Genomic DNA, 19065 nt, shown 5'->3' with positions numbered 1-19065 from the left:
CGCTACCGAAGATCACCACTGCGTCGTACGGCTGATCCACCCGTCGAGACCGCGACGAGCACCCGGCTAGGCTGCTGGGCGATGACGACCGACCGTGGATACCCCGCCCCGCCTGCGTTGGTGGAGCACGCCCGCCGGTTCTGGACCAGTGGCGACCAGCCGCCGGTGCCCCGGGTGGCGGCCACCGTGCTGCTGCTGCGTCCCGCCGGGGAGGGCTTCGAGGCGTACCTGATCCGTCGGGTCGCCGCGATGGCCTTCGGCGGCATGTACGCCTTTCCCGGCGGCGGGGTCGACCCCTCGGACTCCACCACCGGAGTCGACTGGGCGGGCCCGACGCCGGCGAGCTGGGGGGAGAACCTCGCCCTGGCACCGGCCGCCGCACAGGCGGTCGTCTGCGCGGCGGCCCGCGAGGTCTTCGAGGAGGCCGGGGTGCTGCTCGCCGGGCCGGACGCGAGCCGGGTCGTCGGTGACGTCAGCGACGACAGTTGGGAACGCGCCCGCGCCGACCTGGAGCAGCGCCGTACCGGCTTCGCCGAACTGCTCGCCCGGCGCGGGCTCACCCTCCGGTCGGACCTGCTGCTGCCGTGGAGCCGGTGGGTGACGCCGGAGTTCGAGCCGCGTCGGTTCGACACGTACTTCTTCGTGGCGCTGCTGCCCGAGGGGCAGCGGACCCGGGACGTCTCCGGGGAGGCCGACCACACGCTCTGGATCCGGCCCGCCGACGCCTGCGCGCGTGCCGGGGCCGGTGAGCTGAGCATGCTCCCGCCCACCCTGGTCACGCTCGGCGAGGTGGCCGCCTGCCCGGACCTCGACGCGGTGGCGCGTGCCGCCTCGGCCCGGGACGCGGCCACGCCGATCACTCCCCGGCTGGATCTGTCCGACCCGGGCGACCCCCGGTTCCACCTGACCTGAGTCGGTGGGCCCTCAGCCGAGCTGGTAGTTGACGTGGGCGGACCAGCGGGCGAAACCGATCCGCTCGTAGAGCGCCACCGCCGCGGTGTTCGACTCGTCGACGTAGAGCATCACCCGGTCCAGGCCGCGTTGCTCCCGGAGGTACGTCAGCCCGGCCGTGGTCAGCGCGCGGCCGAGCCCGCCGCCGTGCGCGGACGGATCCACACCCAGCACGTACACCTCACCGATGCGGGCCGAGCCGGGACGCTCGTGCACCTTCGTCCAGTGGAAGCCGAGCAGCCGGCCGGTCGCCGACTCGACCGCGAGCAGGAAGCCGGCCGGGTCGAACCACGGCTCGGCGAGGCGTACCCGCAGATCGTCGGCGGTCCACCGGCCCTGCTCGGGGTGCTCGGCGAAGGCCCGGGCGTTGAGGGCCAGCCAGGCCTCGTCGTCGGCATCGGGACGGAACGCGCGCAGGGTCACCCCGTCGGGCAGGTGGGGTTCGGGCTGCGGGGAGGAGAGCGGCCGACGCAGTTGCCAGAGCACGCGGGCGCGACGGAAGCCGAGGTCGACGGCGAGTGCCGCGGCGGAGGGGTGGTCGCCGTGCGCCCACGCCCGCAGGGGTCGGGCGGCATTCGCCAGCACCTGCTGTGCCAGCGCCCGCCCGATGCCCCGTCGCCGGTACGCCGGATGCACCACCAGTCCGACCCCGACACCCGAGTCGGGGTCGGTGGTGTCGAGGTGCGCGTACCCGGTCAGCGTCTCGTCGGCGCCGCGGGCGACCAGGTGGATCGCCGGGGCCCGCTCGTCGCGGAGTCGAAGCAGGATCTGCTCGTCCAGCGGGTCGGCGCCGTCGGTGTCGCCGGCCGCCCGGGCGAGGTCGACGACCTCGGCGATCTGTGCGGGATCGAGCCGGTCCAGCCGACTCACCTGCGTACCGGTCATACCCGCGCTCTGCGTTCGCTCGCTCATCCCCGAAACGGTATCCGCACCCGGCAGGGTCCCTCACGTACCGTGCTTCGGCAGGGCCTGCAGGTCGAAGCGGGCGGTCAGGTCGGGCAGGATGCGGTAGAGCGCGTCGACGGTGCCCTGTCGGTCACCGCCCGCGTCGTGCAGCAGCACGATCGATCCGGGGCGGGCCTCGGACAGCACCACCGAGGCGATCCGGGTGGCGCCGGGCGCCCGCCAGTCCGACGGGTCGAGTGTCCAGTGCAGAGGCGTCATGCCCAGGTCGCGGGAGACGGAGATGACCGGGTAGGTCCAGGCGCCGCCGGGCTGCCGGTACCAGGTGATGGGGGCGTCCGGCGCGGCGGCGTGGATCGCGGCGTTGGTACGCAGCAGGTCGTCGCGGATCCGATCCGGCGACCGGCCGCCCAGGCTCACGTCATGGTTCCAGCTGTGGTTGCACAGGGTGTGGCCCTCGTCGACGATCTGCTGGACGAGCCACGGGTAGGCCTGGGCGTTCTGCCCGACCACGCAGAAGGTGGCCGTGACGTGGTACTCGCGCAGGATGGCGAGGACCTGCGGGGTGTAGTCCGGGTTCGGGCCGTCGTCGAAGGTGAGCGCCACCTCGTTGGTGCCGGTGCTCAGCCGGGTGCCCATCGGGCCGAAGTTCGGGTCCGTCCCGTCCGGCGGGCTCGGCGGGTTCGACGGGCTGGCGGACGGGTGACCGGGGTCGGCCTCGGCGGACTGGTCGGCGTACTCGGGGTGGTCAGCGCCGGTGGCGGTGACCGCCGAGTCGTGGCGCGGTGGATCGGGGACCAGGCTCCGGCCGAGCAGGTACGCCGAGCCGAGCACCGCCGTCACGACGAGCGTGATGATCCCGAGCACTCGGCCCGTGCCCCCGTGATAACCGCGCACCGCTGCCCCTCCCGCTGGCCAACTCGGCAGTCACCATATGACTGCCAAGCCGCCCAAAAGGGGCATATGCGAAATTAGCCCTCGACGGTGAGGGGGCGTGCAGCGAGGGACGCCGACTCGACGGCGTCGGAGAGCGAGTTGCGCGAGGACGGCACGACGAACTTGTAGCCGACCTGCCGCACCGTGCCGATCATCGACTCGTACTCCGAGCCGAGCTTGGCCCGCAGCCGCCGGACGTGCACATCGACGGTCCGGGTGCCGCCGAAGTAGTCGTACCCCCAGACCTCGCGCAGCAGCTGGTCGCGGGTGAAGACCCGGCCCGGGTGCTGGGCGAGGAACTTGAGCAGCTCGAACTCCTTGTAGGTCAGGTCGAGCGGGCGACCCTTGAGCTTCGCGGCGTAGGTGTCCGGGTCGATCATCAGCTCGCCGGCCCGGATGGAACCACCGACACCGGCCGTCGCGTTGCTGAGCCGACCGACCGCGAGCCGCAGTCGGGCCTCGACCTCGGCCGGGCCGGCGGAGGCGAGGATGACGTCGTCCACTCCCCAGTCGGCGTTCAGGGCGATCAGGCCGGCCTCGGTCACCACCGCGACCAGCGGTACGCCGAGGCCCGTCGCGTGCAGCATCCGGCAGGTGGCCCGCGCCTCGCTCAACTCGGAGCGGGCGTCGACCAGGACGGCGTCCGGGCTCGGCCCGGCGACCAGGGTGCGAACGTCGCGAGGTGCGGTGCGTACCGAGTGTGGCAGCAGGTCCAGTGCCGGCAGCACTGCAGATGGTTCGCCGGCTCGTGCGGTCACCAGCAGCAGGATCTCCACGATCACCTCCGTCCCGGCGGCCCCGTGCGGCCGCGCGCGACCAGCGGCACTCCTTGGCGGATATGGCGCTGGGAACATCCGTGGGTCCCGGCGTCGCTGACGGGCGGGTTTCGGCATGAGCGTAACCGATCGACTGCGCCGAGCCCGGGCGCGATTTCCCGTTTGCCCCATCTGCCCTCGATCGCGGCTCAGGTTTTAACCTGGCGGAAACGCTGGCACCCGCGATCTGCGGTCGGTCTGGCACCATCGGTGGGTGTTTCCCTCCAGCTCACCTGAGACCGGCCGCGAGCCGTGGGCGGACGACCCGCCCCCGGCCGGTGGCGCGGCACCGTCGACCGGCCCGACCGTGGAGAACGACGAGGCGCGTCGCTCCGGCGGCCCGCGACGCCTGCGCCGTGGCGGCTCGGCACGCCGCTCCGACGAGGCGCTCGACGGTGACGACGAGGAGGAGACGGAGCCGCCGGTCGAGGTCAGCCGGCAACTCTCGCTCGCCATCGCCGGGTTCGCCGCGCTCCTCGGCCTCGGCCTGGTCCTCGGTGCGCACACGTCGGGGCCCGACCACCGGCTGCCCTTCACGTTCGTGGTGCTCACCGTGCAGATGCTGTTCCTGCTGGGCTGGACGATGGTCACCCGACCACCCGCACTGCCGGTGGTGCTCGGCGTCGGCGCACTGTCCGCGTTGGCGGCCGACGCGGTGGCCGTACGCAGCTCCGAGGCGCGACTCGGACCGCTGCTCTACATCGCGATCGGCGCGGTGCTCGCCACGGTGCTCGGTCAACTGGTGCGCCGGGTGGACCGGGTCCGGGTCACCGACTCGCTGCGGACCACCGCCACCATCATGTTCGGCACGGTCGCCTTCGCCACGCTGATCGTGCTGAGCCGGATCCCCGCCGGCACCCAGGCCATCGTCGTCTGCCTGACCGCGGGCGCGGTCACGGTGGCGGTCGCCCGCGCGACCGACGCCTTCGCCGCCTGGCCCCGCCTCGCACCCCAGGTGCCCCGGGGCGCAGCGGGTGTGGTCGGCGGGGCGATGGTCGGTACGTTGGTCGGCGCGGTGCTCGGCAGTTACCTGGTCACCCCGTTCACTCCGACCAGGGCCGCGATCCTCGGTCTGGTCGCGGCGGTGGTCGCCGTGCTGGCCGACCTCGCGGTCAGCTACGCCGAGGCCGGTCGGTTGATGGCGGGTGAACAGCCCACCGTGTGGGCGGCCCGGCACGTGCAGGGGCCGTTGGGCGCGCTGGCGATGGTGGCACCGGCCGCGTACCTGATGTGCCGGCTCCTGCTGTGACCGACCGCTGCGGCACGGGCGGTGATTGAGCAATTCGGGCTCCGGGTAACACTCGTGCGCCGGCATCGGCGTACGTCAGAGACAGTCGGCGTACGCGCCGGCGTCCGTGAAGACAGGAGGCGGCGTGGACCACGAGCAGACGTACGACCGGCGACCGCGGCGACGGGGCCGCAAGCTACTGATCGGGTTCGTCGTCCTGCTGCTGGTCCTCGCCGGGCTGGTCGTCATCGCCGACCGGGTGGCGGCCAGCGTCGCCGAGCGCACCATCGCCGACGAGGTTCGCCAACAGGTGGCTCGCCAGCACGCGCAGTCCTCGCCGCCGGAGGTCGAGGTGGGCGGGTTCCCGTTCCTCACCCAGGTCGTCGACGGGCGGTACGAGCGCATCACCATCCGGATGCGCGACGTGCAGGGCGCGGTGCAGGGCGACGCGATCTCGCTGCCCAGCCTCGACGTGGACGCCCGCAACGTGCGGGCCTCGCTGGACACCCTGCGTACCGGTCAGGGCGACGTGGTGGCCGAGACGGTCAACGGCACCGCCACCATCAGCTACCAGAGCCTGGCCGCCCTGCTCGACCGGGAAGGGCTGACCCTCGGTGAGCGCAACGGGCAACTCGCCGTCACCGCCCCCCTGGACGTCCTCGGTCAGCAGCTCACCGTCACCGGCGTCGCCGACATCGTGGTCAGCGACGAGGGGCAGATCGCCCTGCGGTTCGCGGACCTCGACGCCGAAGGGCTGCCCAGCGCCCCGCTGGCCCGTACGTTGCTGAACAACTTCGCCCGCAGCATCTCCGTCGACGTGCCGCTGCCGGAGTTGCCGTTCCAGCTCACCGTCCGGGAGGTACTCCCGCAGCCCCAGGGGCTGACGGTGACCGCCGATGCGCGGGACGTACCGATCAACTCGGTTGGCTGACCTCGGGCTCAACGTCCCGGATGCTGGTCGGGCCCCTGGAGAAAATTGGGATCACTGGTAGGCTCCCTGGTCATGGGGACGCTCCTCACCAAACGGCGCGCGGTCGACCTGTGCCGCGTGGCCACCTGCCTGTGTCGCCCCGTCATCTGACGGCGGGGCTGCTTCCGGCCGCATAGCGGCCATCGGCACTCGGGGTTTGCGTACTCCATCCCGGTGCACCCACCGGACGCCCGGCAGCGGCGCCGTCGCACAAACCCGTGATCCGTTCCTAGCTATGGGTCCCGCGCGTGGTGCGACAACTTGAACATCCCACAGCCTCCGCGCGCTGGCTCACCATCCATCCTCACCAGGGAGTGATCTGATGAGTCGCGACACCGCACTCGTCTCGGCCGACTGGGCCGAGAAGAACCTCGACGCCCCGGGCGTCGTCTTCGTCGAGGTCGACGAGGACACCTCGGCCTACGACACCGGCCACCTGGCCGGCGCCATCAAGCTCGACTGGAAGACCGACCTGCAGGACCCGATCCGGCGGGACTTCGTCAACAAGGCCCAGTTCGAGGCGCTGCTCTCCGAGAAGGGGATCAGTAACGACGACACCGTCATCCTCTACGGCGGCAACAACAACTGGTTCGCCGCGTACGCGTACTGGTACTTCAAGCTCTACGGCCACCGCGACGTCAAGCTGCTCGACGGCGGTCGCAAGAAGTGGGAGCTGGACGCCCGGCCGCTGGTCAAGGACACGGTGACCCGCCCGGCCACCCAGTACGTCGCCAGCGAGCCGGACAACAGCATCCGGGCCTTCCGCGACGAGGTCGTGGCCGCGATCGGCACCAAGAACCTGGTCGACGTACGCAGCCCCGACGAGTACGCCGGCCGCCTGCTCGCCCCCGCCCACCTGCCGCAGGAGCAGGCGCAGCGCGGTGGCCACATCCCGACCGCGATCAGCGTGCCGTGGTCCAAGGCGGCCAACGAGGACGGCACCTTCAAGTCCGACGACGAGCTGCGCAAGCTCTACGGCGAGGCGGGGCTGGACGACGGCAAGGAGACCATCGCGTACTGCCGGATCGGCGAGCGCTCCTCGCACAGCTGGTTCGTCCTCCAGGAGCTGCTCGGCCACCCCAACGTGAAGAACTACGACGGCTCGTGGACCGAGTACGGCTCGCTGATCGGCGTGCCGATCGCGCTCGGCGATGAGCCCGGGGAGGCCTGAGATGACCGCACCCACCGCCGCTGGTTGCGCCGCACCCGACCAGGCCGCGCCGCTGCCCGCCAGCATCGACCTGGAGAAGGAAACCGTCATCACCGGTGTCGTCCACTCCGCGCAGGGCGAGGCGGTGCCGGGTGCGTACGTCCGACTGCTCGACTCCACCGGTGAGTTCACCGCCGAGGTGGTGACCTCGCCGGCCGGCCAGTTCCGCTTTTTCGCCGCGCCCGGCAACTGGACCCTGCGGGCCCTGTCCCGCCACGGCAACGGCGACATCGCCGTCACCGCCGGTCGGGGCATCACCGAGGTGACCGTCACCGTCGGCGACTGACCCCCGTACCACTGGCCGCGTGGCCCGTGTCCCTCCCATCCGTTGGGGGACCCGGGCCACGCGCCGTTCCCGCCCCTCGACGAGGATCGTCGGTCGGCTCCGGGTGCATCTGTTGCTGCCCCGACGACAACAACCGCACCCACACCCCGGCAAGCCCAGCAACCGACAAGATCACACACCGCGCTCACCTCTCTGGCCGAGACGGCGTCGGTGATCAGCGGCAGTCGCGCTGTCCCCCTCGGCGGGTCAGGCCAACTCCACTGCCACCACTCACCCCACGGAGGCCGGTGCCCCTGCCCTCGATTGCCCAGCCGCGCACACAACGCCGGAGTTGTTGTGTGCGGGCCGTGCTGATGGGGCGCAGCATCCCTGTGGTTGCTGGCCGTGATTGGGGGCGGGCTGCGGTGGGGCTGCACCTGCTTGGCGTGGGCGGTCGGCGGGTCGCAACAACGCCGAAGTTGCTGGGTGTGGGCGGTGCTGATGCCGCAACATCCCTGTACTTGCTGGGCGTGATTGAGGGCGGGGCTGGGGTGGGGCGGCATCTGCTTGGCCTAGGCGGCCGGCGAGTCGCAACAACGCCGAAGTTGCTGGGTGCGGGCCCGGTCGATACCGCAACATCGCCGTATTTGCTGGGCGTGGTCCGGGGCGGGCCGCGGTAGAGCCGCACCTGCTTGGCCTGGGCGGTCGGGGGGTCGCAACAACGTCGAAGTTGCTGGGTATGGGCCGTGCTGATGCCGCAGCATCCCTGTAGTTGCTGGGCGTGTTCGGGGCGAGGCCGCAATAGGGCCGCACTGCTCAGCCGGGGTGGGCGACGGGTCGCAACCACGCCGAGTTGTTGGGTGCTGGCCGGGTCGACGCCGCGACAACGCCGAAGTTGCTGGGTGCGGGCCCGGCCGATACCGCAACATCGCCGTTTTTGCTGGGCGTGGTCCGGGGCAGTGCTGCAACAGGGCTTCCTGCTGGGCTGGCGCCGGCTCCGCAAGATCGCCGAGGTTGCTGGGTGTGGGCCGGGGTGATGGCGCAAGATCGCCGAGGTTGCTGGGCCTGGGCCGGGCGATGGCGCAACATCGCCGAAGTTGCGGAGTGCGGGCCGGGGTGATGGCGCACCATCGCCGAAGTTGGTCGCTCACCCATGTCGGCCACCTCCACCCGACGCTGGGCAGGTGTCTGGCGCAGTGGGCGGGCGGGGCGAGCGGCGGCGAGGAGGGCTGGGCGAGAGGGGGGCGAGGAGGGCTGGGCGAGGGGGTGGCCGGGGCTGATGCGGGGACCGGCTGCGTAGGGCGTGATCGGGAAGCGCATACGGCCGCCGGGGGCAACCCGGCGGCCGTACGGTGTGTGGTTGTTGCTCTTCGAGCTGGCGCTCGCGCGATCAGCTGATCTTGCGGCGGGCCTTGGCGCCGAGGTTGGCGACGGTCACCAGCAGGGCGCCGAGCCCCAGCAGGATGCTGCCGACCAGGCCGACGGCGGCCGTCGAGGCGCCGGTCAGCGGGAGGTCCTGGTTTGCGGACATGTTCTCACCTCCCTCACCCCTTCGCACCGACGGCGATGCGGGCCGGGGAGTCCCAGACGCATCGTTCGACGGTGGGTTGACGGATCGCCTTCACCAGGGCGTGCACGAGGATCACCCGGTACAGCAGGTCAGCGACGATGATCACTGGTAGGAAGAGCGGAAGCTGCGGGTGGCGGAGCCGCCAGGCGGCGATCCCCACCCAGATGCCGTGGCCGGCCAGCAGGAACAGCAGGCCGGGGAGCAGCCCGGGGCCGGCGGTGGCGATCAGCCAGAGGGTCAGCGGGCCACCGGCCACGTAGAGCAGCCAGTGCAGGATCAGCAGGAGGTACGCGTAGTCGAAGCGGGTCGCGTACCGGCCGACGCGGTGGCCGATGACGCCCTGGAAGGTGCCCCACATCCAGCGCAGGTTCTGCCGGTACCAGTCGCGCAGGTTGGTCGGGTCCTGCAGGTGGGCCAGGGCGCGGGGTGCGTAGACGACCCGGCCGAGGTTGCGCCGGTGGGTCTCCAGCACCCAGTAGGTGTCGTCGACGATGTACGGCGGCTGCGTGGGCAGCACCACGTCGAGCAGCTCGGTCCGGTAGATGGAGTTCGAGCCGGAAATGCAGTTCATGACGTTGAAGTGGCTCTGGATCCGGCGGATCACCGCCTGGTACATCCAGTAGCTGTACGCCCGCTTGGCCAGCCACGGGTTCCAGCGTCGCTCGGGCGGCCACCAGGTGGCGTTGTGCCCCACCACGATGCTGACCTCGTCGGTCATCTTGTCCAGTGCGGCGGTGACGAAGTCGGGTGCGACCACCACGTCGTCGTCGAGGATGGCCACTGCCCGGTAGCGACGGCCGAGTTCGAAGGCCTCGTAGGCGGTATGCAGGGCGGCCGGCTTGCCGACGTTGTGGGTCAACGGCAGCACCCAGGCGCCGGCCCCGGCGGCGAGTTCGGCGGTGTCGTCGGTGGAGGCGTCGGAGACCAGGTAGACGTCACTGCCGGTGGCCCGCGCCGCGCGTACCGTCGCGGCGATCGTGGCGGCGCCGTTGCGGCAGGCGATCAGGATGGCGACCTCGTCCGCGCGTACCGGCCCGTAGAGCGGGGGGCGGGCGGCGTGGCGCGGCTGGTAGCCCACGGCCGGACGGAGGAAGCCGTACCCGAAGGAGCCGATGATGAGGAGCAGTACGAGACTACTCACAGTAATCGATACGGTCAGCAGAACTTCGGGCATAGGGGGTCAATTCGCAGGTAGAGGGGGAGGTGAGCGCTACTCGCGTTGGGGGTTCGCCGATAACGCTAAGTGATATTTGATAGATCGCCAAGTCTGGTGATCAAATTCGGCCGATCGGACCATCCGTGAATGTCCTCGCGGCGGCGCGGAGCCGCGAACCAGCAGGCCAGGCTGGCTGGCCGGGCTGCCCGAAGTGCCACCGAGCCGCCCGTTTGACCGGGTTCAGAACCCTCCGCGGCCAGACGCTCCCCGCCGAAGTGGTCTTCGCCACCCCACGCGCAAATCACCCCACCACGACCCACCATTCCGCCACGGCTCACCCGCCACCCCACCCCGGCCGTTCCGCGCGGACCCCCAGACAGAAAGCGGTGGCCGCCGGTCGATGAACGACCGGCGGCCACCAGAAGGTTGTCGGATCAGATGCCGGTGGCTCTGGTGCAGGTGGAAGCCGGGTCGAGGGCGAAGTTCAGGGTGCCCACGATGCCCGCCTCGATCTGGTGACGTTGCACCTGCGGAACCCAACCGTCCTTGGCGACGATCACCTCGTACCGGCCTCGCGGCAGCCACCAGGCGTACTTACCGCTGGCGTCGGCGGTCAGCGTGGTGCCGGTGCCGGCCGAGATCAGGTTCACCCGCACGATCGCCGGGATGCCGACGGTGACGCCGCCGCAGGTGGTGCCCGTGACCGTGCCCTGGATCTTGCCCCAGTTGTTCGGCGGAGACACGTTCATCTCCACCGACACCGGGGTCACCGGATAGGGGGTGTTCGAGGCGATCGCCAGCTCACCGGCGTACCGGCCCGGCTGGAGAACGCCCGCCTCGGTGGTGGCGTCGAGCGTCACGGTCACCGTCCGGGACGCGCCCGGAGCGAGTGTGAAGGTACTCGGCGACGTGCTCAGCCAGGGCAGGTCCGCCTCGGCCGCGCAGAGGTCCAGGCCACCGAGCCGCTCACTGTCCGGACTGCCCACGAACGAACTGGGCGAACCACCGATCTTGTACGCGCCGCAGGCGGCGGCGCCCCGGTACCTGCCGAACTTGGCGTTCGGCAGGTCACGCCACGCCCCGGTGGCCGGGTCGAAGGCGACGGAGCGGTTGGTGACCGCCGTCGACCCGTCGGTCACCCCACCGGCCAGCACCAGCAGCCCGCCGGCCGCCGCGTACTGCGAGCCCCACAGCTCCAGCGGCATGCTCGGCAGCGGGCTCCAGTTGTCGGCCGCCGGGTCGTACCGGTAGGCGTCGGTGTACTCGGTGCTGCCCGTGCCACCGGCGCAGTAGACCGAGGATCCGATCCCGCCGCAGGACAGCCAGGACACCGGATGCGGGTAGTTGGCACCAGTACGGAAGGAACCCGTGGCCGGATCGAAGATCACTACCCGGTTGCTGTCGGTGCAGGTGGCATCGGCGCAGCCACCGACCAGGTAGACCTTCCCGCCGAGCACCGCCGCGCCGGCCGCCGCGACCGGGGCCGGGTTGGTGGCACCCGGGACAGTGCCCCAGGTGCCGGCGGCCGGGTCGAAGACGTCGACCGTGGCAACCGTGTTACCACTGCCACCCCATCCACCGATCACGTAGAGCTTGCCGTTGACCGCTGCTGCCGCCGGCTTCGAGCGGGCCACCGGCAGGTCGGGCAGGGCGGTCCAGGCGTTGGCGCTCGGGTCGTACACCCAGGCCTTGCGTTCGGTGCCGGTGCTGCTGCCACCGCCGACCGAGTAGACCTTGCCGTCCAGCCACGCCCCCGCGTTGTCGTAGATCGACGCCGGCAGCTTGGCGATTTCGGTCCACGCGTCGTCGGCGGCGGTCGAAGCGGACTCCGGCGCGGCACCGCCGTACGCGATACCCGACCGCTCCTTGCTGATGCCCTTCATCTTCTGCACCTGCAGAGGCGCGCCAGCACCCTGCTTGAGCAGCTCGAACTGGCCGGAACGCTCCAGCAGATCCACCTCGGCCGGCGCGCTACCGGTGTTGCGTACCGTCACCGTGGTGGTCCGTACGAGGCCGTGCCGCTGGTGCGACTCGATGCTGGTCGGGCTGACCGTCACCCGCCCGGCACCGAGGGCGAAGTTCGTCCGCTTCACCCCGTCCTCGACCACCGCGACATTCTTGGTGACCGACTGGTACGGCGTCCGGCTGGCGGTGAACGGCCGGGTGCCGGTCAGGGTGGAGAAGATCCAGTAGAAGCCGTCCGGCTGGGCGTCGTCCTCCGGGGTGGCCGCCGACACCGCGTTGTCCTGCGGCTGCTCGTCGCTGACCACCGTCACCCCGTTGATCGCCGCACCGGTGTTGCGGTCGGTGGTGTTGCCCACCACCAGGCCGCCCGGCAGCGGCGTGCACTCCCGGTTGACCACCTCCACGTCGTCCACCTGCCACCACCAGGCGAAGGTGCCGTTGAACCGGAATCGGACCAGCGCCGACCCGGCGTTGGCGGCCGGGGTCAGCGGCACCTCCTCGACCCGGGGCCCACGCCGGCTCGACGTCTGGTGCCAGACGTTGGTCCAGGTCGCTCCGGCGTCGGTCGAGACGTCGATGTCGGCCGTGTCGGTGATGCCGACCGCCCGCCAGTCGCTGCGGAAGCGCAGCACCGGTGCGGTCGCGCCGGACAGGTTCAGCGGCGGGGCGACCAGGTCGGTGTCCTGGGTGTTGCCGCTGCCCAGGGCGTCACTGTCGATGATGGCGAACCCGCCCGAGCCGCCGGTCAGGTTGCCGCGCGAGCGCGGGTCGTTGAAGACCCAGCCACCGGAGGCGGTGCGGTTGGTCACCGTCCAGCCCGACGGCGCACTCGTGCCGTCGAAGCTCTGGGTCAGCAGCGGGGCACCGAACTGGCCCGAGTAACCGGCGGCGACACAGCTCGCCTCGACCGGTACGGCGATGTTGGCCGTCACGTCCCGAGCGGCCACCGCCACGTCGCGGGTGACGGTCTGATAGCCCGGGTACCGCGCGGTGACGGTGAGCCGGTACGAGGTGCCACCCGGCGCGGTGAACGAGTAGCGCCCGTTCACCGGGTCGGTGAAGATCGGACCGCCGGGTCGACCGGCCACCTCGATCCGCGCGTACAACGGCCAGCCGTGGCCGGAAGCGTCGGTGACCTTGCCCTTGACGGTGACCGTCGGGTTGGCGGTCAACGCGAAGTCGCGGGTGACGGCGCCGCCCTCGGCGACGGTGACGGTAGCCGACTGGCCGGCGTAGCCGTAGGCGCTGACCGTCACCGTGCTCTCGCCGGCCGGCACGCTCAGCGTGTACCGACCGTCGGGGCCGGTGCTGGTGGTACGGGTGCCGTCGGTCACGGTCGCCCCGTTGATCGGGTCGCCGTCGGCCGCGTCGGTCACCCGGCCGGTGACCCGGCCGATCGAGCCTCGGGGCGCGTCCCGGACCGCCGCGTACGCGTCCAGCCGACCCTCGCCGAAGACGTTGTTGTCGGCCGGGGTGCCGCCGCAGGTGGTCGCGTCGACGTCGCGGGCGGTGCGGTCCAGCAGTTCCTCGGTGGCGGCGATGTCCCCGCGCAGGCTCGGCGCGGCGGACCAGACCAACGCCACGGTGCCGGACACGTGCGGGGCGGCCATCGAGGTGCCGCTGGCCGAGGCGTACCCGCCGTTGCGGACGCTGGAGCGTACGTTGCTGCCGGGTGCCGCGACGTTCGGCTTGATCAGGTCGGTGCCGGAGCCGCGACCGGAGAAGCTGGCGATGGCGTTGTTCACGTCGTAGGCCCCGACCGCGTACGCGTTGGCGTTGTCGCCGGGGGAACCGGCGCTGCCGCAGCTCGGGCCGTCGTTGCCGGCGGAGAAGACGGGGAACATCCCGGCGGCCCGCCAGGCGGCGATGGTCTGCTGGTACCAGGGGTCACCGCCGTCGCCGCCCCAGGAGTTGTTGACGATGTCGGGACGCAGATCCGGCCGGGGGTTCTGGCCGTTGGCGTCGGTGGGGGCGAGCACCCACTGGCCGGAGGCGAGCAGGGAGGCGTCGGAGCAGTTGCGTGCCTCGCAGCCCTTGGCGGCGATCCACTTCGCGCCCGGTGCCACCCCGATTTGGTTGCCGGCCCCGTCGTCACCGACCATCGTGCCCATCGTGTGGGTGCCGTGGTCGTTGTTGTCGCAGGGCGCGGTGCCGGTGCAGATCCCGGCCGGGTCGAACCAGTTGTACGCGTGGTCGAAGCTGCCGCCGAGGTTGCCCCGGTAGGAGGCGACCAGCGCCGGGTGGTCGTACTGCACACCGCTGTCGATGTTGGCCACCACGATGCCCTCACCGCGGTCGCCGAACTCCTCCCAGACCCGGGGTGCCCCGATGTTGGTCAGCCCCCACTCGACGGCGGCGGTACGCGCCCGGGTCGCCTCGCTGGAGGTCGGCAGCAGCAGGGGGTAGCTGCGACTCGGCGCGATCCGGGACACCTCGGGCCGACCGGCGATCTCGTCGACCAACGCCTTGTCGCCCTCGACCCGGATCGTGTTGGCGATCCAGTACGCCGTGTGCGGCACCTTCCGCTCGTCGAGCAACTCGCGCAGGTCGGCCTGGCTGCGGGCGGCGGTGCTGGTGAGCAGCCGGTGCACGGCGCGGGCCCGCTCGTCGGCGTCGCGCGTCCTGGCGGCCTCGGCCAGCGGTGCGGTCTCCCGCAGGTAGACCAGGAACGCGGTGGTGTCGCTGGTGGCGAGCCGGTCCACCAACGCCTGGTCGACGGTGGCCCGCTGGGGCGCCGGCTGCGGTGCCGGCGCGGCGACCGCGGGCTGCGCGGTGACGGCCAGCAGCGCAGCGGTCGCGACCGCCACCGCCCGCCATCGTGGTGACCGTGCGGATGGTCGTGTGAACAAAGGTTCCTCCCCCACGTCGTCGTCCCGATCGACTCGGGCCGGGCATCCGCGGGCCGGGTCGTGACACCGCGGAGCGGTCGGACGATGTGGGTGGCTGGTGGTGGTGCCCGCCCGCTGAGAGTCATGCTTCTGCGCCGACGATCAGTGATCAATGGAAGATGTCGGTCAGTACTCGGTCAGTGACGAGGCGCGATCCTGACCGTTAGGCTCATTGCCGGGAGCCATCGGTGGCCGTCGTTGTCGATTGATGGGAAGTCGCAGGTCAGCGCCGGCTCGTGGGGAGGCAACGTGTCCGGTGTGGAGATCCCGATCCTGGTCTGCGTCAGCTCCGACGCCGCTGTTCGGCAGCGCGTGGTCCAACGACTCGACGGTGTGGGTCCGGTGGTGATCTGCGCCGACCTGGCCCAGTTGCGAGCGATGTTTCCCGAGCCACCGGGCGAGCCCGACCTGACGGCTGTCCGACCTCCTGAACGTCGGGCCGACGCTGCGGGTGGCTGGGTCGATCTCGTCATCGACCGGGCCGGGCACCTGGTCAGCTGGCGGGGGGTACCGCTGGGGCTGACCCGTACCGAGCGGGAGCTGCTCGCCCGGCTGGCCAGCTTGCCGGTGAGCCTCTGGAGCTACGAACGGCTGTTCGCCTCGGTCTGGGGTGGCGCCTACCTCGGCGACACGGCGATCCTGCACTCGGCGGTCAAGCGACTGCGTCGCAAGCTGCGCGCCCTGCCCGGTGGGCCCCAGGTGCAGACCGTCCGCGGGGTCGGCTACCGCCTGACCGCACCCCCGGACGCCGTCGAGGACCAGAACTGACACCGCACCGCTGACCCGGCCCGGGAAGAGTCGCCGCGCGTGACACCATGGCCCGGTGAGCAGTACAGCCCCGACGGGGTACGCCCCTTCCGCCGGCCCGCCGCCACCCGAGTCCGGCCCTGGCTGGCCGCGGTGGCTGGTCGCGCTGACCGTGGTCTGGGCGGTGCTGCTCGCCGGCCTGACCTGGCACTCGGCCCGCAACGATCCGCCGACCGTACGCGAGCAGCGCACCATCTCCCAGGCCGCGCCGCGCGTGGACGCCGCGATCGGCGAGCTGGTCGCGGCGGCCTCCGGCACGGTGTACGCGCTGACGCCGACCGAGTTCGAGCAGGGCTGCCGGGTCACCCCGTTCGCCGACGGCGCGATCCTGCGCAGACACGTCGAGCTGGCCGTGCCGGCCGGTGAGGAGCGGGCCGTGCTGGAGCGGGTCGCCGAGGGACTGCCCTCGACCTGGCGGGCAGGCGTCCGGCTGACCTCCGACGGCCCCCGGCTGCGCGCCGACGCGGGGGAGTTCGTCACCGTTTCGGGTCGTACCGTCGCCGACGGGCGGGTGCGCCTGAGCGTCGAGACGGGCTGCCGCCCCGCCGACGCCGTAGTCGCTTCGCTCCTGCCGGGGTACCCTCCGGGCCCCGAGTCGACGGCGCTGGCTGCCGCGCTCTCCGCCCTCGGCGTGCCGGCCGGAGAGCCGGACGTGCGGGTGGAGGCGGCCTGCCCGAGTGGCGGGGTGGCGCGTACCGTCCGGGCCGACGTCGCGGCGGCGGCGCAGTCACCCCAGGCCGCGCTCGCGCCCCTGGCCGGTGGGACGCCCGTCATGGCCACCGACGAGTTGTACGCCTACCAGCACGACGGCGTGGCGGTGCTGGTCGAGCTGTACGAGGACCGAACGGTCCTGGCGGCCACCACCGGATGCGCCGGCTGAGCCGCCGCGCTCTCACTCGTCGTCGCGGTTGCGGCTGCGGCCCAGCGCGTCCACCCGGCCCCACCGGCCGGGGATGTCCAGCAGTTCCACCCGACCCATCCCCTGCGGCACGTACGGGTCGATGATCAGGTGTTCGCCCTCGGGTTCGAGCCCGAGCAGGACCCGGACCAGCAGCAGCGGAGTGCCCGCCGACCATGCCTGCGGGCTGCACGCGGTCGGGTACTGCACCGGAAACTCGGTGAGGTCGCGTTCGTAGCCGGCGAACGCCTCCGGCAACCGACCGTCGAAGTAGCGCGAGGCGCCGAGCATCGACTCGCAGATCTGCCCGGCCTCCTGCCGGAAGCCGTACTTCCACAGGCCCCAGGCGATGAGTGAGTTGTCGAACGGCCAGACCGTCCCCACGTGGTACCCGATCGGGTTGTAACGTCCCTGGTCGTCGCCGAGGGTGCGGACCCCCCAACCCGAGAACAGGCGCGGTCCCACCAGGTGCTCGGCGACCCGGGCGGCCCGTGACTCGTCGACGATGCCGCTCCACAGCAGGTGCCCCATGTTGGAGCTGAGCGCGTCCACCGGAGTGCCGTCGCTGTCCAGCGCCAGCGCGTAGTACTCCTTGTCCGGCAGCCAGAAGTCCCGGTTGAACCGTTCCTTCAGCTCGGCGGCCTGGAGTTCCAGCTGGTCGGCGTACTGCGGGTCGTTCCAGAACAGTCGGGCCATCCGGGCGGCGCGCCGCTTGGCGTCGTAGGCGTAGCCCTGCATCTCACAGGTGGCGCGGGGGAAGCCCGGCAGCCGCCCGTCGGAGTAGGAGATCCCGTCCCAGGAGTCCTTCCAGCACTGGTTCTCCAGCCCGTTGCGGGTGTTGCGGGTCTGATACCAGAGGTAGCCGGTGCCGAGCAGATCGCCGTACGTGTCGATCCAGGTCAGCGCCGCCCGGGCGGGGTACTCCAGCTGTTTGACGAGCTGGCTGTCGCCGGTCCACCGCTCGTACTCGTCGAGCAGGATCACGAACAGCGGGGTGGAGTCGGCGGCACCGTAGTACGGCGAGTGCGGCTGCTCCTCGAACCCGGCGGTCTCGCCGTAACGCAGCTCGTGCAGGATCTTGCCGGGCTCCTCGTCGCGGAAGTCGTCGATCCGGTGGCCCTGCAGCCCGGCCAACATGATCAACGTGGGCGGGATGATGTCCGGCAGGAACGGCAGCACCTGCAGTGAGGTGATGATGCTGTCCCGACCGAACAGCGTCATGAACCAGGGCAGCCCGGCGGCCATCAGCCGGACGCCGAGGGCAGTGGACTCGTACCGCAGCGCGGCCAGGTCCTCCAGGCTGCGCCGGTACGCGGTGGCCAGCGGTTCGCAGTCGCAGACGAGCTTGGGTGCGTTCGCGACGAGTTCCGCGTGCTCGGCCTGAATCGCCGCCGTGCTGCGGCTGCCCGCCATCGGCAGCCCGGTGCGGACGTCCTGGCCACGCGCACCGTAGATCACCGTGGAGATCCTCAGGTTGGTGGTCCATTCGCCGTGCGGACCGATCCGGATCGAGAAGGTCATTCCCCGCTTGTCCACCGCCGCGGGTGCGCTGCTGTAGACCACCGTCTCGCGGTGGAACGCCTCCCGTCGGTACGTCAGGCGCAGCGCGTGATCCTCGACCGCGACGGTGAGGTCGCCCTGCTTGCGCTGCACGTCCTTGATCTCGAACAGGTCGGCGAAGTCGGCGGCGATCTCGAGCCGGACGGTGAACGTCATCTCCTCCCCGGAGTGGTTGAGCACGGTCAGGTCCTCGTCGAAGCTGTCACCGATGGCCCGGCTCCGGATGATCGAGACCTTCGTGTCCAGGAAGTGGGTGGGTTCGCCGGGCACGAGGAAGTAGCGGGTCCGGTAGGACTCCGCGTCGTCGACGGACAGGGGTTGCAGCCGCTCGCCGTCGAGCAGCAGCAGCCAGGTGGAGAGGAACCGGGTGTCGAAGGCGAACAGGCCGGTGGGGAAGTCGATGGAGGGCTCGATGTCCCCACAGCGATCACTGACCAGGAAGGTGTTGCCGTCCAGGATGCTGACGAGCTCCTTCACCGGGCCCGCCTGACCTTCTCCCGGGCCACCTCGCGCGGGTCCCTGGTGCCGGGTGGGGACGGAAAGAACTGCCGGAACGCGAGGAACAGCACCACCCGTCCGCTGAACGTGCTCTCGTTGCGAAACAGCGCGGCCAACGCATGGGCCCGGCCGGTCACCAGCCGGTCGAACAGGTCCATGCTGCTGTACCAGATGGCGTCGGCGTCGACCGGCCCCTGGTCGACGTCGACAGCGCCCTGACGCATGCGGAGCACCCAGTGCTGGGTGCGGCCGTCGTCGGCGAGGTCGATCCGAAGCGTGCCGGTGAGCGGGGCGTGCAGCACCTGCGGGGCGCGGTCGGGCAAGGTTGCAAAGAACTGCTCGATCGCCTCGGTCACATCCGAATCGTAGGCATTCGTCCGGGTTGCCGGGCGGGTTCTGTCGCCTTGCCGAAGCCGGCTTTGGCTACTGACGATCGAGCAGCCGG

The 19065-nt window shown here is 71.3% G+C and carries 16 protein-coding genes; 8 read left to right on the top strand and 8 right to left on the bottom strand.

The window, feature by feature from the left end; translation table 11 throughout:
- Nucleotides 1-81: 81 nt before the first annotated feature.
- Nucleotides 82-912, top strand: coding sequence for an NUDIX hydrolase (locus JMF97_RS20545; RefSeq protein ID WP_203223018.1), 831 nt, complete (start codon nt 82-84; stop codon nt 910-912).
- Nucleotides 913-924: 12 nt separating this feature from the next.
- Here the strand turns inward: JMF97_RS20545 and mshD are convergent, their stop codons facing one another.
- The 3 genes from mshD to JMF97_RS20530 form a co-directional block, all read right to left on the bottom strand.
- Entirely contained in the window at nt 925-1836 is a 912-nt protein-coding gene (mshD, locus tag JMF97_RS20540; RefSeq protein ID WP_203223225.1) for a mycothiol synthase, read from the bottom strand.
- 60 nt (nt 1837-1896) lie between these two features.
- Nucleotides 1897-2721 (bottom strand): polysaccharide deacetylase family protein, encoded by an 825-nt coding sequence (locus JMF97_RS20535; protein WP_203223017.1) that lies wholly within the window; start codon nt 2719-2721, stop codon nt 1897-1899.
- Between the two features lie 104 nt (nt 2722-2825).
- A complete protein-coding gene (locus JMF97_RS20530; RefSeq protein ID WP_043725879.1) occupies nt 2826-3566 on the bottom strand; it encodes a winged helix-turn-helix transcriptional regulator in 741 nt (246 codons plus the stop codon).
- A 253-nt stretch (nt 3567-3819) separates the two neighbouring features.
- Here JMF97_RS20530 and JMF97_RS20525 point away from each other — a divergent pair, with 253 nt between their 5' ends.
- The 5 genes from JMF97_RS20525 to JMF97_RS20510 all read left to right on the top strand — a co-directional run bounded on the left by JMF97_RS20525 (nt 3820) and on the right by JMF97_RS20510 (nt 7299).
- Nucleotides 3820-4854 carry a hypothetical protein gene (locus JMF97_RS20525; RefSeq protein WP_203223016.1) on the top strand — a complete coding sequence of 345 codons (1035 nt, stop codon included), beginning with the start codon at nt 3820-3822 and terminating at the stop codon, nt 4852-4854.
- Nucleotides 4855-4978: 124 nt separating this feature from the next.
- On the top strand, nt 4979-5764 hold the full coding sequence (locus JMF97_RS20520) for an LmeA family phospholipid-binding protein (RefSeq protein WP_203223015.1): 786 nt from the start codon (nt 4979-4981) through the stop codon (nt 5762-5764).
- A 72-nt stretch (nt 5765-5836) separates the two neighbouring features.
- Nucleotides 5837-5914, top strand: a complete 78-nt coding sequence (locus tag JMF97_RS32240; protein WP_311202345.1) for an Ms5788A family Cys-rich leader peptide — start codon at nt 5837-5839, stop codon at nt 5912-5914.
- Nucleotides 5915-6125: 211 nt separating this feature from the next.
- Nucleotides 6126-6974, top strand: coding sequence for a sulfurtransferase (locus JMF97_RS20515; protein WP_013736145.1), 849 nt, complete (start codon nt 6126-6128; stop codon nt 6972-6974).
- A gap of 1 nt (nt 6975) precedes the next feature.
- Nucleotides 6976-7299 (top strand): DUF1416 domain-containing protein, encoded by a 324-nt coding sequence (locus JMF97_RS20510; protein WP_102659450.1) that lies wholly within the window; start codon nt 6976-6978, stop codon nt 7297-7299.
- Nucleotides 7300-8668: 1369 nt separating this feature from the next.
- Here the strand turns inward: JMF97_RS20510 and JMF97_RS20505 are convergent.
- From JMF97_RS20505 to JMF97_RS20495, 3 genes are all read right to left on the bottom strand, one after another.
- Entirely contained in the window at nt 8669-8809 is a 141-nt protein-coding gene (locus JMF97_RS20505; protein WP_013736143.1) for a hypothetical protein, read from the bottom strand.
- Between the two features lie 13 nt (nt 8810-8822).
- The gene (locus tag JMF97_RS20500; RefSeq protein WP_203223014.1) at nt 8823-9989 is read right to left on the bottom strand and encodes a glycosyltransferase family 2 protein; all 1167 of its coding nucleotides are present in this window, start codon (nt 9987-9989) and stop codon (nt 8823-8825) included.
- 449 nt (nt 9990-10438) lie between these two features.
- A complete protein-coding gene (locus JMF97_RS20495; protein ID WP_203223013.1) occupies nt 10439-14818 on the bottom strand; it encodes a S8 family serine peptidase in 4380 nt (1459 codons plus the stop codon).
- A 288-nt stretch (nt 14819-15106) separates the two neighbouring features.
- On the opposite strand from JMF97_RS20495, the gene JMF97_RS20490 reads away from it, so the two are divergent.
- Nucleotides 15107-15625 (top strand): winged helix-turn-helix domain-containing protein, encoded by a 519-nt coding sequence (locus tag JMF97_RS20490; protein WP_203223012.1) that lies wholly within the window; start codon nt 15107-15109, stop codon nt 15623-15625.
- A gap of 55 nt (nt 15626-15680) precedes the next feature.
- A complete protein-coding gene (locus JMF97_RS20485; RefSeq protein WP_412101262.1) occupies nt 15681-16544 on the top strand; it encodes a hypothetical protein in 864 nt (287 codons plus the stop codon).
- A 12-nt stretch (nt 16545-16556) separates the two neighbouring features.
- Here JMF97_RS20485 and JMF97_RS20480 read toward each other — a convergent pair whose 3' ends face one another.
- Both JMF97_RS20480 and JMF97_RS20475 read right to left on the bottom strand, forming a co-directional pair.
- Complete coding sequence (locus tag JMF97_RS20480; RefSeq protein ID WP_203223011.1) at nt 16557-18599, bottom strand: amylo-alpha-1,6-glucosidase; 2043 nt, start codon at nt 18597-18599, stop codon at nt 16557-16559.
- A complete protein-coding gene (locus JMF97_RS20475) occupies nt 18596-18976 on the bottom strand; it encodes an SCP2 sterol-binding domain-containing protein (protein ID WP_203223010.1) in 381 nt (126 codons plus the stop codon). Before JMF97_RS20475 ends, JMF97_RS20480 begins: the two co-directional genes overlap by 4 nt.
- Nucleotides 18977-19065 lie beyond the last annotated feature (89 nt).

This window comes from Micromonospora fiedleri (assembly GCF_016774385.1).
In the GTDB taxonomy this organism is placed as follows: Bacteria; Actinomycetota; Actinomycetes; order Mycobacteriales; family Micromonosporaceae; genus Micromonospora; species Micromonospora gifhornensis.
Note: the sequence above shows the minus strand (reverse complement) of the source record. Positions and strands in the feature narration are given on the sequence as shown.

Excerpts from the sequence above, each read along its gene's own strand:
- JMF97_RS20545 (WP_203223018.1), top strand. The coding sequence starts at position 82 with ATGACGACCGACCGTGGATACCCCGCCCCGCCTGCGTTGGTGGAGCAC.
- JMF97_RS20510 (WP_102659450.1), top strand. The coding sequence starts at position 6,976 with ATGACCGCACCCACCGCCGCTGGTTGCGCCGCACCCGACCAGGCCGCG.
- JMF97_RS20505 (WP_013736143.1), bottom strand. The coding sequence starts at position 8,809 with ATGTCCGCAAACCAGGACCTCCCGCTGACCGGCGCCTCGACGGCCGCC.
- JMF97_RS32240 (WP_311202345.1), top strand. The coding sequence starts at position 5,837 with ATGGGGACGCTCCTCACCAAACGGCGCGCGGTCGACCTGTGCCGCGTG.
- mshD (WP_203223225.1), bottom strand. The coding sequence starts at position 1,836 with ATGACCGGTACGCAGGTGAGTCGGCTGGACCGGCTCGATCCCGCACAG.
- JMF97_RS20515 (WP_013736145.1), top strand. The coding sequence starts at position 6,126 with ATGAGTCGCGACACCGCACTCGTCTCGGCCGACTGGGCCGAGAAGAAC.